Source organism: Loktanella sp. 3ANDIMAR09 (assembly GCF_001420005.1).
Lineage (GTDB): Bacteria > Pseudomonadota > Alphaproteobacteria > Rhodobacterales > Rhodobacteraceae > Loktanella.
Map to the genome: position 1 here is coordinate 142,088 of NZ_LJAK01000004.1, position 13,517 is coordinate 155,604.

At 64.6% G+C, this 13,517-nt stretch carries 15 protein-coding genes; 9 read left to right on the plus strand and 6 right to left on the minus strand.

Annotated elements, in window-relative coordinates; genetic code table 11:
* Window positions 1-9: 9 nt before the first annotated feature.
* The 4 genes from AN189_RS07980 to AN189_RS07995 all read left to right on the plus strand — a co-directional run bounded on the left by AN189_RS07980 (window position 10) and on the right by AN189_RS07995 (window position 4,070).
* On the plus strand, window positions 10-615 hold the full coding sequence (locus AN189_RS07980) for a cupin domain-containing protein (RefSeq protein WP_056034227.1): 606 nt from the start codon (window positions 10-12) through the stop codon (window positions 613-615).
* Window positions 612-1,508 (plus strand): NAD-dependent epimerase/dehydratase family protein, encoded by an 897-nt coding sequence (locus tag AN189_RS07985; protein ID WP_083484315.1) that lies wholly within the window; start codon window positions 612-614, stop codon window positions 1,506-1,508. Before AN189_RS07980 ends, AN189_RS07985 begins: the two co-directional genes overlap by 4 nt.
* The gene (locus tag AN189_RS07990; protein WP_056033762.1) at window positions 1,505-2,476 is read left to right on the plus strand and encodes a fumarylacetoacetate hydrolase family protein; all 972 of its coding nucleotides are present in this window, start codon (window positions 1,505-1,507) and stop codon (window positions 2,474-2,476) included. Before AN189_RS07985 ends, AN189_RS07990 begins: the two co-directional genes overlap by 4 nt.
* A gap of 79 nt (window positions 2,477-2,555) precedes the next feature.
* Complete coding sequence (locus AN189_RS07995; protein ID WP_056034231.1) at window positions 2,556-4,070, plus strand: malonyl-CoA synthase; 1,515 nt, start codon at window positions 2,556-2,558, stop codon at window positions 4,068-4,070.
* Here AN189_RS07995 and AN189_RS08000 read toward each other — a convergent pair whose 3' ends face one another.
* Window positions 4,071-5,123 carry an NAD(P)-dependent oxidoreductase gene (locus AN189_RS08000; RefSeq protein WP_056033765.1) on the minus strand — a complete coding sequence of 351 codons (1,053 nt, stop codon included), beginning with the start codon at window positions 5,121-5,123 and terminating at the stop codon, window positions 4,071-4,073. It lies immediately after the preceding gene.
* Between the two features lie 121 nt (window positions 5,124-5,244).
* Between AN189_RS08000 and AN189_RS08005 the strand changes: the two genes are divergently transcribed.
* Window positions 5,245-6,069, plus strand: a complete 825-nt coding sequence (locus AN189_RS08005; protein ID WP_157057426.1) for an alpha/beta hydrolase — start codon at window positions 5,245-5,247, stop codon at window positions 6,067-6,069.
* On the opposite strand, the gene AN189_RS08010 is transcribed toward AN189_RS08005, so the two are convergent.
* Window positions 6,063-6,827: an SDR family oxidoreductase gene (locus AN189_RS08010; RefSeq protein ID WP_056033768.1), complete on the minus strand. Its 765-nt coding sequence runs from the start codon at window positions 6,825-6,827 to the stop codon at window positions 6,063-6,065. The genes AN189_RS08005 and AN189_RS08010 overlap by 7 nt on opposite strands.
* A gap of 129 nt (window positions 6,828-6,956) precedes the next feature.
* Between AN189_RS08010 and AN189_RS08015 the strand changes: the two genes are divergently transcribed.
* Window positions 6,957-7,985 (plus strand): phosphotransferase family protein, encoded by a 1,029-nt coding sequence (locus AN189_RS08015; protein ID WP_056034237.1) that lies wholly within the window; start codon window positions 6,957-6,959, stop codon window positions 7,983-7,985.
* Here AN189_RS08015 and AN189_RS08020 read toward each other — a convergent pair.
* Window positions 7,982-9,304 carry an ATP-binding protein gene (locus AN189_RS08020; RefSeq protein WP_056033772.1) on the minus strand — a complete coding sequence of 441 codons (1,323 nt, stop codon included), beginning with the start codon at window positions 9,302-9,304 and terminating at the stop codon, window positions 7,982-7,984. The genes AN189_RS08015 and AN189_RS08020 overlap by 4 nt on opposite strands.
* Window positions 9,301-10,017, minus strand: a complete 717-nt coding sequence (locus AN189_RS08025; RefSeq protein ID WP_056033774.1) for a response regulator — start codon at window positions 10,015-10,017, stop codon at window positions 9,301-9,303. Before AN189_RS08025 ends, AN189_RS08020 begins: the two co-directional genes overlap by 4 nt.
* Window positions 10,018-10,251: 234 nt before the next feature.
* On the opposite strand from AN189_RS08025, the gene AN189_RS08030 reads away from it, so the two are divergent.
* From AN189_RS08030 to purU, 3 genes are all read left to right on the plus strand, one after another.
* Window positions 10,252-10,782, plus strand: coding sequence for an EF-hand domain-containing protein (locus AN189_RS08030; RefSeq protein ID WP_056033777.1), 531 nt, complete (start codon window positions 10,252-10,254; stop codon window positions 10,780-10,782).
* 62 nt (window positions 10,783-10,844) lie between these two features.
* Complete coding sequence (locus tag AN189_RS08035) at window positions 10,845-11,447, plus strand: sulfite oxidase heme-binding subunit YedZ (protein WP_056033780.1); 603 nt, start codon at window positions 10,845-10,847, stop codon at window positions 11,445-11,447.
* Window positions 11,448-11,607: 160 nt separating this feature from the next.
* On the plus strand, window positions 11,608-12,492 hold the full coding sequence (gene purU / locus AN189_RS08040) for a formyltetrahydrofolate deformylase (RefSeq protein ID WP_056033783.1): 885 nt from the start codon (window positions 11,608-11,610) through the stop codon (window positions 12,490-12,492).
* On the opposite strand, the gene AN189_RS08045 is transcribed toward purU, so the two are convergent.
* Both AN189_RS08045 and AN189_RS08050 read right to left on the minus strand, forming a co-directional pair.
* Window positions 12,489-13,019 carry a DUF4166 domain-containing protein gene (locus AN189_RS08045; protein ID WP_083484318.1) on the minus strand — a complete coding sequence of 177 codons (531 nt, stop codon included), beginning with the start codon at window positions 13,017-13,019 and terminating at the stop codon, window positions 12,489-12,491. The genes purU and AN189_RS08045 overlap by 4 nt on opposite strands.
* Window positions 13,016-13,465, minus strand: a complete 450-nt coding sequence (locus AN189_RS08050) for a thiol-disulfide oxidoreductase DCC family protein (protein WP_056033788.1) — start codon at window positions 13,463-13,465, stop codon at window positions 13,016-13,018. Before AN189_RS08050 ends, AN189_RS08045 begins: the two co-directional genes overlap by 4 nt.
* Window positions 13,466-13,517 lie beyond the last annotated feature (52 nt).

Sequence of the window (13,517 nt, forward strand, 5' to 3'; positions counted from 1 at the left end):
GACGTCCATATGACTGAAACCGCTATCCGCCGCGTCGTGACCGGCCATGACCGCATGGGCCGCGCCGTGGTCTGCTCTGACGGTGACTTGCCACATGTCATCCGTCCCCCAGCGCAACCCGGCCTTGCGTTTCACGAGGTCTGGCACACGGCACAATGCCCAGCGCGCATCACGTTCACGCAAGCAGACCCGACCCACGACTACCGTGACACAGCCCCACCACCGGGTGGGACGATCATCAGGTTCGTGGATATCCCGCCCGAGGGCCACGATGGCCCCGATTTTGACGCCAAACAGGCCGAGGCGCTCTTTGCCGCTGTGGGGCTGGCCGAAAACGCGGCCCATACGATCAAGGGCCGCCACCCCCTGATGCACCGCACCGAGAGCGTGGACTACGGTATCGTCATCGCAGGCGAAATCACGCTGCTGCTGGACGATGCAGAGGTCACGTTGCACCCCGGCGACGTCGTCGTCCAGCGTGGCACGATCCACGCCTGGGCCAACCGGTCCGATGCGTCCTGCCGGATGCTGTTCGTGCTGACCGACGGCACATTCGATCCGGCCCTGCGCGCTGCACAGGTGGAACAGGACGCAAGGGTCAAGAGCCAGGCATGACCCGCATGGTCATCACCGGCGCGGGCGGGTTTCTGGGGCGCGCGACCCTTGCGGCAGCCCTTGCCGATCCCCGGGTGTCGCATGTCGTGGCCAGTGATCTGGCTGAACTGAACTTCGCGCATCCGCGGTTGACCGTCCTGCAATGCGACCTGACGGACCCCGCACTGCTGGACGCCGCGGCATCGGCGGATGTGGTGATCCATCTGGCTGGCATTCTGGGCGGCGCTGCCGCGGCAAACCCCGTCGCGGCAGAGGCTGTCAACATCGACGCCAGTCGGCGTCTGATGGCCGCCTGCGCGCGCGGGGCGCGGTTCGTCTTTGCGTCCAGCCTGGCAGTGCTGGGCGACACCCGTGACAGCCGCGCACCGGTCATGATCTACGGCAAACACAAGGCCACGATCGAACTGGCGGTCGAGGATGCCACCCAGCGCGGTCTGTTGGATGGTGTATCGCTGCGCCCTGGTGGTATCGTTGCCCGTCCGGATGATGGCGCCGCGCTGAAATCGGGTTTCCTGTCCGCCGTATTCTGGGCCGTGCGCCAAGGACGCGACATCACGCTGCCTGTCTCGGCCACGGCGCAGACCTGGCTGGCCTCTGCCCCCGTGGTGGCCGCGCAGTTCATGCGCGCCGCGATGATCCCCGCGCTTGGCCCGCAGCGCAGCATCACGCTGCCGATGCTACGGGCGGGTTTCGGTGATCTGGTGGCGGGGTTGCACCAGGCCTGTCCCGACAGCACCGCCCGGGTCACCTATGCACCGCAGCCAGACATGATGCGTCTGTTCGGCCAGGCCCAGCCGTTGAATTTTGCGCCTGGCCGCGCGCTGCACCTCGCACCCGACCCGGACATCGCCACCCTGATCGCAAACGCCACACCCCACGGAGACACGCCATGAAATTCGCAACCCTGCCGAATGGCACGCCGGACGGCGTGCTGCACTTGGTAAGTCGTGACCTGACCCGCACGGCCCCGGCCCTTGGCGTGACGACGCTTCAGGCGCTGATGGACGCCTGGGATGACCACGCACCTGCCCTTGAACGGCAATACGCCGACCTCAATGCCGGTGGTGGCACGGATTTCGATCCCGCATCCGCGCTCGCGCCGCTGCCGCGCGCGTGGCAGTGGCTGGACGGCTCTGCCTATGACAGCCACGGCGATCTGATGCAGGCCGTGTTCAACCTCGCCCCCAATCCCAAGGGCCGTCCGTTGATGTATCAGGGGATGTCGCACAGCTTCTTGTCGGGGGTGGCTGATGTGCCCTTTCCGTCAGAGGCGGACGGGATCGATTTCGAAGGCGAATTCGGCGTCATCTGCGATGCCGTACCGATGGGCACCACCGCGGCCGAGGCGCGCCGCCATATCCGGTTGGTGGTGCAGATCAACGATTGGTCCTTGCGCACACTTGCACCGATCGAAATGAAAACGGGATTTGGCTGGATACAGGCCAAACCCGCCTGTTCCATTGCCCCTGTCGCCATCACGCCCGACGAATTGGGCGCCGCATGGCGCGATGCGCGGGTCGATCTGCCCCTGACCGTCGATCTGAACGGCGCACGGTTCGGCAATGCCGAAGGCTATCACATGTCCTACGGTTTTGACGAACTGCTGGCCCATGCCGCCTATTCCCGCGCCCTGTGTGCCGGGACGTTGCTGGGGTCAGGGACCGTGTCCAACGCCAATTTCCGCGAGATCGGATCGTCCTGTCTGGCCGAACGCCGTGGGATCGAATTGCTGGACGAAGGCGCGCCGCGCACACCCTATCTGTCCTATGGCGATCACGTGCGGATGGAATGCCGCACCCGCGACGACCAGCCGCTGTTCGGCGCGATCAAGCAGCGCGCCATCGCGCCTCCCACGTCTTAGCCCGGCGGCGCATGGCTTGCACGGGACACGCAAAGTGGCGACACTGACGGACCGTAGCAGCCAGGCAGGACAGGCCGATATGACGAACCCGCTTTATGATGCGCTCTTTGGCTGTCATGCCGGACGGCAGACCCCGTTTCTGCACCTGCCCGATGGAGACACGATCACGCATGACGCATTCCTGCGGATGGCCGCACGATTTGCCCATGCGATCAGTGACCTGGGGTTGGCCGCTGGGGACCGGCTGGCCGTGCAGATCGACAAATCGCCTCAGGCGCTGGCCGTCTATGCGGCCTGCGCGCAGACAGGCGTCATTTTCCTGCCGTTGAACACTGGATACACGGCGGCAGAGCTGGATTATTTCATCGGCAACGCAGGCGCGAAACTGGTACTGGCCAGCCCGCAACGGTCAACGGATCTGGGACCTGTCGCGCAATCGCATGGTGCCGTGCTGCACACCCTGGACGCGCATGGGGCAGGCAGTTTCGCGGACCTTGCAGCCGGCTGTCCCGATCAGTTCGACACGGTGCCGCGCAGCGGCGATGATCTGGCGGCCTTCCTCTATACATCCGGCACCACAGGCCGGTCCAAGGGGGCCATGCTGACACAGGACAACCTGCTGTCCAACGCGCGGACGCTGACCGACTACTGGCAGTTCACCGCGCAGGACGTGCTGCTGCATGCGCTGCCGATCTTTCACACGCATGGGCTGTTCGTGGCGACCAACATCACGTTGCTGGCCGGTGGCGCGATGATTTTCCTGCCGAAATTCGAGTCCGACCAGATCATGGCCCATCTGCCCCGCGCCACGGCGCTGATGGGGGTGCCCACGTTCTATACCCGCCTGCTGGACGAGGACCGGTTTGATGCCGACCTCTGCGCCAACATGCGGTTGTTCGTGTCGGGCTCTGCACCGCTGCTGGCAGAAACGCACGCCCGGTTCGTCGCACGGACCGGGCACCGCATCCTTGAACGCTACGGGATGACGGAAACCAACATGAACACCTCGAACCCTTATGCCGGCGACAGGCGGGCGGGCACCGTCGGTCTGCCGCTGCCGGGGATTGAGGTCAAGATTACCGACCCGGCCACCGGGGCTGAGCTGGCCCCCGGCACCATCGGCCAGATCGAGGTGCGCGGCCCCAACGTGTTCAAGGGGTATTGGCAGATGCCCGAGAAAACCGCCCAGGAACTGCGCCCGGACGGTTTCTTCATCACCGGGGACCTCGGCCTGATCGACGCCGACGGCTATGTCAGCATTGTGGGGCGCAACAAGGACCTGATCATCTCTGGCGGGTTCAACATCTACCCCAAGGAAGTCGAGGCGGTCCTGGACGCACAGCCCGGCGTTCTGGAAAGTGCTGTCATCGGCGCACCCCACCCCGATTTCGGAGAGGGCGTCGTCGCCGTACTGGTCCCAGCAACGGGAGCCGCGATCGATCCGGGTGCGATCATGGCGCAGCTTGGTGCGAGTTTGGCGCGGTTCAAACAGCCCAAGCGAATCGTCATTCTGGATGCCCTGCCCCGCAACACCATGGGCAAGGTGCAGAAAAACATCCTGCGCGAGGCCTATGCGGACAGTTTCAACGCGTGATCAATCCTGCCTGCGGGCGGCCATATCCGCGACCGAGGCCGCGGTGTTGACCGCCGTCAGACTGGCCATGCGCGCCGCATCGGCGCGGGCCAGATGGCACGGTGCCTTGCCCGCGCACAACAGATCCAGATCATCCAGTATCAGCCGCCCGATCAACTGCCGCCCGCCCGGCACAGCTGCTGCGCGATGGGGTGACAGGATCACCCCGGGCAGGCTGCGGATCGGATGATCGACGGCCAGCGGCTCGGTTGGAAACACGTCGATGGCCGCCTGAATGCGCCCTGCCACCAATGCCACCATCAGCGCGTCGAAATCCACCAGATGCGCCCGGCTCAGGAGGACCAATCGCGCGCCCTGCGACATCAGCGCCAGCTGGTCCGCACCGATCAATTTGTGGTTTTCCGATGTTGGCACCGCGACGACGAACACCACGTCAGACGCGCCCATGACCGTATCAAGATCGCACAAACTGGCCCCATGATCCTGTGCGACCGCCTCTGGCAGCCAGGGATCATGTGCCCGGATGGTCACCCCAAAGGGGGCCAGCAAGGGGCAAAGCGCCCGTGCGATTTGTCCAAAACCGACAAACCCGATATGCGCCCCGAACAGCGTTCTGTCGCGGCCGTTCATGTCGTCCAGCCAGTTTTCAGTCCCGATGCGGAACCTTTCGTGTTCCGCCACCAGCCCCCGTGCCGAACCCAGCGCCATCGCCAGCCCCATTTCCGCAACCGATTGCCTGAACCCCGGTGCACAACTGAGCACGGGAATGCCAGCCGCATCACAGGCCGCATAGTCGATGGTGGCGGGAAATTCGCCCGACACCTCGATCACGGCCCGCAAGTGCGGTGCGCGGTCCAGCGTCGCCTGATCGATGCGCGGATCGGTCGTGATGATGACTGCCGCATCGGACAGGGCCACGTCATACATATCCGGCGGGATCGGCCCATCCTTGCCCCAGACCACATCATAGGCCTGTAGCCGCGACAGGCTGTCTGCGTCGAACAGTTCGGTCATGCCGCGCCAATGCGGCGCGAGGATGATCTTGGGTTTCATCGCGGCTTCTCCTCCTCCGGTTCGGGACAGCATGTCCGGTTTCGCGCAACCTGCAAAGTCCGCATTGCTCCTGTCCCGCGCGGTGCTAGGCTCAGGGCATCCCCCACAACAGGAGCCCGCCATGCTGGACCCGATCAGGGACTGGGACGATGCCTTTTCCAACAGCGCCCATATTCCGGGGTCCGAGACCCTGCCGGCACAATGGGCGATGGCCGCTGCGACCTTTCGCGACAGCGGTGTGCGGATCGAACGCGATCTGCCCTACGGTGCAGCACCGCGCGCGCGATATGATCTGGTCTGGCCAAAGGGCACGCCGCGCGGGCTCGCGGTCTTTGTCCACGGCGGATACTGGCTGCAAACGGACAAATCCGACTGGACGCATCTGGCCGCGGGTGCGGTCGCTGCCGGTTGGGCCGTCTGTTTGCCGGGCTACACGCTGGCACCGCAGGCACGGATCAATGAAATCACATCACTAGTCGGGGCGGCGATCAGCGCCGCGGCCCAGCGCGTTGACGGCCCCATCCGGCTGGCGGGTCATTCCGCCGGCGGGCATCTGGCCACCCGGATGATCTGCGCCGACACCCCACTTTCTGGCCGCGTGCTGGACCGGGTGGCGCATGTCACTGCGATCAGCGGGCTGTTCGACCTGCGCCCGCTGCTGCGCACGGCAATGAATGACCGTCTGTGCCTGGACCAGGCCGAGGCCGTGGCCGAAAGCCCCGCGTTACTAGCTCCGGCCCGCGCCATTCCCCTGACCTGCTGGGTCGGCGGCGGTGAGAGGCCCGAATTCCTGCGTCAATCGCGGCTGATGGCGGCGATCTGGGACGGGCTGGATGTGCCAACCACGCTGCACATCGACGTTGATCATAACCATTTTTCCGTCATCGCGGACTTGCGCGATCCTGACAGCGCGCTGATGCGGCACTGGCTGACGACGGATCACTGACCGTTCCGAAACCTGCGGTTCAGCTTGCGCATGCCGCCGATCCAACGATCGGTGTCATCGGCCTTGTTCCGGATGTAGTCGCGGACCTGGCGATGCGGCAGGATCAGGAACACCTCGTCCCGCACCCCCTGCACGCAGGCCTCTGCAACGGCCTGCGGCGGTATGACACCATCGATCCCGGCAACCCCCGCACCACCCGCGATCATGGCGGTATCGACCCCCTGCGGGCACAGCACAGAAACCCTGATTCCGTCGTCGCCGTGGGTCAGCGCCAGCCATTCAGCCAGTCCTACAGCCGCATGTTTCGTCACACCGTAGGGGGCCGCGCCGATCTGGTTCAAAAGGCCGGCAGCAGAGGCGGTGTTCAGCAGATAACCACCGCCCCGCGCGATCATGCGCGGTACCAGATGACGCGCGGCATAGACATGCGCCATGACGTTGACTTGCCAGATCCGCTGCCAGTCGGCATCGGGCACCTCGACCCCGCCGGACACAAAGATACCGGCGTTCGAGCAGAACAGGTCGATGGGTCCTGTATCACGCTCGATCCTGTCGATCATGGCGGCGACCTGCGCCTCGTCGGCCACGTCCACGGTCGCGGCCTGTCCGTTCACCAGCACAGCCGTTGCGGCAGCACCTGCACCGTCACGATCAACACAGACCAGTCGCGCACCGGCCTGAGCAAATGCCATGCACAGCGCCCGTCCGATTCCTGCGGCGGCCCCGGTGACGACCACCAGTTTGTCCCGTGGATCCATGATGTCCCCTTTCGCCAATGCGTGCCACGATGACCGGGGCCACGTCGCGTGACAAGCGGGGCTGCGGCATTGCACGGGCGCGGGCTTTGCGCTTTGCTGTTCGGACAGAGCGAACAGACAGGACAGCACATGCCAAAAGAGACCCAAACCTTGGACCTTGCTGCGGTCGAACGCTATCTGACGGCGCATATGCCCGGGTTTTCCGGTCCGGTCACGGCAGAGAAATTTCAGGTAGGCCAATCCAACCCGACGTTTCTGCTGACGACGGCTGCTGGCAAATATGTGCTGCGGCGCAAACCGCCCGGCGCGCTGCTGAAATCGGCGCATGCGGTTGACCGTGAATTTCGGGTACAGCGCGCACTGGCGGGGACGGATGTGCCGGTCGTCCCCGTGCATCTTCTGTGTCAGGACCCATCGGTGATCGGGTCGGATTTCTACGTCATGGACCATGTGCAAGGGCGCAATTTCAACGAACCCACGCTGGACGGGCTGACAATACAGGAACGTGCCGCCCTGATGGACGACTGGAACCGCGTTCTGGCCGCCCTGCACAACGTCGATATCGACGCGGTCGGGCTGGGCGACTTTGGTCCGCCTGGCAATTACTTTGAACGGCAGATCGCGCGCTGGACCAAGCAATATGCAGCCTCCGAAACGTCCCGTCTGCCCGACATGGATGCGCTGAGTGCGGCGATGGCGCGCCACCTGCCCCCCGACGACGGCCAGCGCAGGCTGGTGCATGGCGACTACCGGATCGACAACATGATGTTCGCGCAGGACGGGACGGCCTGTGTCGCGGTGCTGGACTGGGAATTGTCGACGACAGGCCACCCTTACGCCGACCTCGCGGCAGTGTTGATGCAATGGCAGATGCCGACAGGGCCGGATACTCGTGGTCTGGACGGTGTTGATCGTGCAGCCCTTGGCCTGCCGTCGGATGCGGATTTTGTCGCGGCCTATTGCGCGCGGCGCGGCATCGACGGGATCGCACACCTTGGGTTTTACGTGGCATTCTGCTTTTTCCGGATGGCCGCGATCCTGCAGGGCGTCTATCGCCGGTCGCTGGACGGCAATGCATCAAACCCCGAGGCCGGTCGCCGCGCCGGTCAGATGGTCCCGATGTTCGCAGCCAAGGGGATGGCGGCGCTGGACGGCTAGGCCCGCGGTAACGTCACACGCGCGCGCAAACCGCCGCCGTCGCGGTTGGCCAGCGTGATCGTGCCGCCATGCGACAGGACGATATTGCGGGCGATCGACAGCCCCAGACCCGCACCGCCGGTATCGGCGTTGCGACTGTTGTCACCGCGCACAAAGGGGTCGAACGTCGCATCCAGCCTTGTGGGATCGATCCCCGGACCCCTGTCGCTGACCGTGACCACCGCCGCGCCATCTGCGGTGCTGACAGCAACCTGCGCCTGACCGGCATAACGGACCGCGTTGTCGATCAGATTGCCCAGCGCCCGGCCCAGCGCCACGGGCCGTGCCTGCACCCAGACAGACCCTGCTTTGGTCATCACCGCACCCCGTTCGGCGCAGAGCCGTGTCACCAATGCAGTCAGATCGACGCGGTTGACCTCTTCGGCCTCGGCTGCGCCACGGGCAAAGGCCACAAGGCCATCGGCCATCACCGTCATTTCGTCCAGCGTGCGGATCATTGCACCCGCCTCCGGGCTGTCCAGCATTTCCGCCCTGATCCGCAACGAGGTGATCGGCGTGCGCAGGTCGTGGCCCACCGCCCCCATCGTGCGCATCCGTTCCGCATCGAACTGCGCGATGCTTGCCTGCATGGCGTTGAACGCCGCACCCAGCTCGCGCAGCTCGCGCGCGCCGCCTTCGACCACGCGAACGCTGCGGTCACCGCGCCCGGCCGCGCGGGTGGCGGCCGTCAGGCGGGTCAGCGGCCCGGTCAACCGCCGCAAAAACAGCCAGCTGACCCCAAGAGTGGACACAAGCGACAGGCTCAACAACAAAAAGAACAGCCGATCGTCAAAGCCCGGACCGTCCTGCGGCAATGGCCGTGTCGCGACATTCAGCCATTGCCCCACAGGCCCGCGCAACTGGATCGAGATCGCCAGCGCCTCGATCCGCAACCGGCCCCGGTCCTCGCCGCGTGCGGGGATCAGTGACGCCCTCACTTCTCTGCCCGGCAGCACATCCCCTAGGGATTGCACCAAACGCTGCACACGCGGCAGACCGCCCGCAGCGGGTCCGACCAACGCATCTGCCGTGACCGTCACGCGGGAAAACCGGGTCGATGCCTCGGCGGCGATCCGCATCCGTTCGGCGGCGGCGACGGCCTCGATGGCGGGCACCAGCGACACCACGCGTTCGATTTCGCGTTGGGCCAATGCGGCGCGGTCGCCCTGCACCCGGTCCACCGATAACAGGATCAGCGCCGCGACATTGGCGGCGATCAGGGCTGCCGCCAGCAGCAGCATGAACCGCCCTGCAAGACCCTCGGGAAACAACCGCCTCATGCCGGGGTCACTTCGGCCGCAAGACGGTATCCACCGCCCCATTCGGTCACGATCAACACGGGGCGTGCCGGATCATCCTCGATCTTGCGACGCAGGCGGCTGACGGCATTGTCGATGGCGCGGTCATAGGCCTTGCTGTCGCGCCCGGCGGTCAGATCCAACAGACGCGCCCGGCTGAGCACGGTCGCTGGGTGATCGAGGAAAATCCCCATCAGGCGGCTCTCGCCCGTGGTCAGATCAACCCCGCGCCCGTCGTCATGGACCAGCGACTGGGCGGCAGGATCATGCACCCAGGCCCCGAACCGCCTGCGGTCACTGGCAACCACGGCCGCCGGTTCCGGCACGCGGCGCAACACGGCCCTGATCCGCGCCAGCAGTTCGCGCGGATTGAACGGCTTGGTGACATAATCGTCGGCCCCCATTTCCAGCCCGACAATCTGGTCAGTGCCGTCGGCCATCGCAGTCAGCAGGATGATCGGCGGTCCCTTGTGTTCGACCAGCCAACGGCACAGGCTCAATCCGTCTTCGCCCGGCATCATGATGTCGAGGATCACCAGCGCGATCCGCGCCTCGTCCAGCGTGCGACGGGCCTCGCCTGCATTCGCGGCAAGCTGTGTGCGGTATCCCTGTTTGCGCAGGTATTGACCCAGCGGTTCGCGGATGTCGCGGGCATCATCCACGATCAGGATCTGGGGGGCGTCGGCCTCGGTCATCGGTGAAATCCACTTGTTGCCCCCCTGTCATAGCGGGGTCAGCCCCTGCCGATCCAGTGGGCAGCGCCCCTGCGGCGCAGAACTTTGTCGCAAGATGTATCAGGACCCGCCCCTGTGACACATGGCGACAAAACCCTGCTGTCGCTGACACACATCGCAGGCGATGAACGGCTAGATCACGGTCATCGGGGCGCATGCCGCGCCTCTGCCAACCGATCTTGAAAGGATCATACGATGAAAAACGCAAACATTCTGCCGATGACATTCCTCGCCGTGGCACTGGCTGCAAGCGGTGCAATGGTTGCAACGGCCCAAGAGGCAGCCACCCCCGAGGCGGCCGTGACCCAGACCGCACCGACCGACGACACCGCGACCAAGGCACGCCACCCCCGCGGTGAGCGCGGCGAAGGCCGCAAGGGCCACAACGGGCGTGACGGCGGCCGCAACATCATGGGCCAGATCATCATGCAGGCCGACACCGATGGCGACGGCACACTGACCGTGGCGGAAATCGACGCCTTTCGCACGGCCAAGGTGACCGAGGCCGATACATCGGGCGACGGCGCGCTGACCCTGGAAGAGTTCAACACGCTCTACGCGGAATTCATCCGCGAACGGATGGTCGATGCGTTCCAGAACCTCGATGCGGACGGCGACGGCGTGATTTCGGCGCAGGAAATGGACAGCCGTTTCGATGCGCTCACCCAGCGGCTGGACCGTGACGGTGACGGCACGCTGGACCTGGGACGCCGCAACCGCGGCTGAACCTGAACCGGGCGGCACCTGATGGTGCCGCCCTTTTTCATGATCAAGACAGGACCAATGCCATGCTGCAACGCCTCAACCCCTATCCGCTCTGGGCCTTGCTGGCCCTGCAACCCGTGCTGTGGATCATCGTCAGTCTGACCTCGGACAATCCACGCATGATCCATATCCTCGTGCATCCCACGGGCGAATGGGCCGCGCGGCTGCTGATCATCACCCTGATGATGACGCCGCTGGCGATGTTGCTGAAGGGGCGTCCCATCGCGCGCTGGTTGCGCAAGAGCCGCCGCCATTTCGGTGTGGCATCATTCTTTTACGCAGCCATTCACACGGCGTTCTACCTGATCGACACATCCAGCGTCGCAACGGTGATTACCGAATTGCCGCGGCTCTATATCTGGACCGGCTGGATCGCCTTTCTCATCTTTGTCCCGCTGGCGCTGACCTCGACCGACGCGATGGTGCGACGCCTGGGCCGCCGCTGGAAGACGTTGCAACGCTGGGTCTATCCTGCCGCCGTGCTGACGCTGGTGCATTGGGCCAGCATCCACAACTGGGAAAGCCCCGGTGCCGCAATCGTGCACTTTGCCCCGCTGGCCGCGCTGGAACTGTGGCGCCTGTGGTATTGGCAGACCCGCCAGCCCAGCCAGGCGACCCCGGCCTGATCCGCAGATTGGTCGCAGGCGGCGCATCACGCGCCGCCTTTGCGCGACGCGCGCCGGATTTGTCGCCTAATTTGCGTCCTGTGGCAAAGCGCCCATTGACGCCACGCCCCACCCGCCCAAGAAGTGCGCCAACCGACAAAACGACCGAAAAGAGACCCCGATGGATACCTTTGCACTGCGCGTCACCTGCCTATCCCGCCGTGGCATCGTCGCCGCGATTGCCGTGTTTCTGGCGGATCACGGTTGCAACATCACCGACTCCGCGCAATTCGACGACGCAGACACCGGCATGTTTTTCATGCGGGTCAGTTTCCAGTCCGAACAGGGCAAGACGCTGGACGCGCTGACGCAGGCCTTTGGCGCGCTGGCGACCGATTTCGACATGACGTTCGATTTCTTTGACGAGGCGATCAAGCCCAAGGTCGTGATCATGGTCAGCCGGTTCGGCCATTGCCTGAACGATCTCCTGTATCGCTGGCGGATCGGCGCCCTGCCCATCGAAATCGCAGCCGTGGTGTCGAACCACATGGATTATCAAAAGGTTGTCGTGAACCACGACATCCCGTTCCACTGCATCAAGGTCACAGCGGAAAACAAGCCCGAGGCCGAAGCCCGCATCATGCAGGTGGTTGACGACACCGGCGCGGACCTGATCGTGCTGGCCCGCTACATGCAGATCCTGTCGGACCAGATGTGCAAACAGATGTCCGGGCGGATCATCAACATTCACCATTCGTTCCTGCCCAGCTTCAAGGGGGCCAACCCCTACAAACAGGCGTTCGAGCGTGGCGTGAAACTGATCGGGGCCACCTCGCATTATGTCACCGCCGATCTGGACGAGGGTCCGATCATCGAACAGGACACGATCCGCGTGACCCATGCGCAATCGGCCAACGATTACGTCAGCCTTGGCCGGGATGTAGAGGCACAGGTGCTGGCCCGTGCGATCCACGCCCATGTGCACGGCCGCGTGTTCATCAACGGAAACAAGACGGTGGTCTTTCCAGCCTCGCCGGGGTCCTACACCAGCGAACGGATGGGCTAGGCCTGCTGCAAATGACCGCGATAGCGCACCATCGCCTGCCGGGTGATCGGGGCGCGCAGGGCCACGTCAAAATGAAACAGCCCATCCACGACGTATTCACGCGCGACCGAAATCGGCAGCAACCACCGTGGCAGCGGGATCGGCCCCAGTCGCCCCGCCTGCACCGGGTAGTGCAGTGCGCCATCCGCAACCGTCAGCCCGATCGCAAAGGTGAACGGGCCAAAACGTTCGTGCATCACGCCGTCGCGGACTGACAGATGCGACTGAAAACGGTGACGCCCGAATTGCCGGACCCAGGTTTCACCCCTTGGGGTCACGGTCTTTGTCACCGTCACGGCGATATCGTCCTGCGCCGGCGGAAACCGGAACAACGCGCACAAGAGGCGCGGCCAGATCCCCGGCCCCTGGTCAATCGCACTGCGGCCCTGCCACCGAGAGGTATCGGTTGTCAGATGGGTGCGCTGAATTTCGGACGGGAGTTTTGCGAAATCATCGCCAAGCACCCGTTTGAAGATCGGCATTGTCATGTCATCAGCCTTTTTTGATACGCGGGATCAGGCAGCGCGCATAGATCATCACGTCCAAAGATCGCGTAGCGATTGCGCGCCAGCCGCAGATACAGCCAATCACGCAGCGGACGCGGAAGGACCAGCAGCGCCCCAGCCAATCGTCCCCATCCACCAAAACTGCGGGCGGCGTGTATCACGCCTTCCATGTCGCGGTGTGCTGCACCGGCATCAAGATACAGCCAGCTGACCGGATCGTCGGGGTCCATCCCGTAATGCCGCAGCAGGGCCGCCCCCAGCGGCGTCTGGATCGGGCAGATGCGCACGCGCCCCGTGCGGTCCATCCGGTGGATCATCCGCGCCCCCCAGCTACAGACGGCACAGGTGGCGTCCATCACGGCAACCGGGTCGGTGTCGTCGAACACCGGCACCTGTGGATCATGGCGATAGGAATAGAGGTTTGTCATGTGCCCGACAGTCCTGGTTTGGACACCGCAGCACAAGGTTGGCGTGACGCGC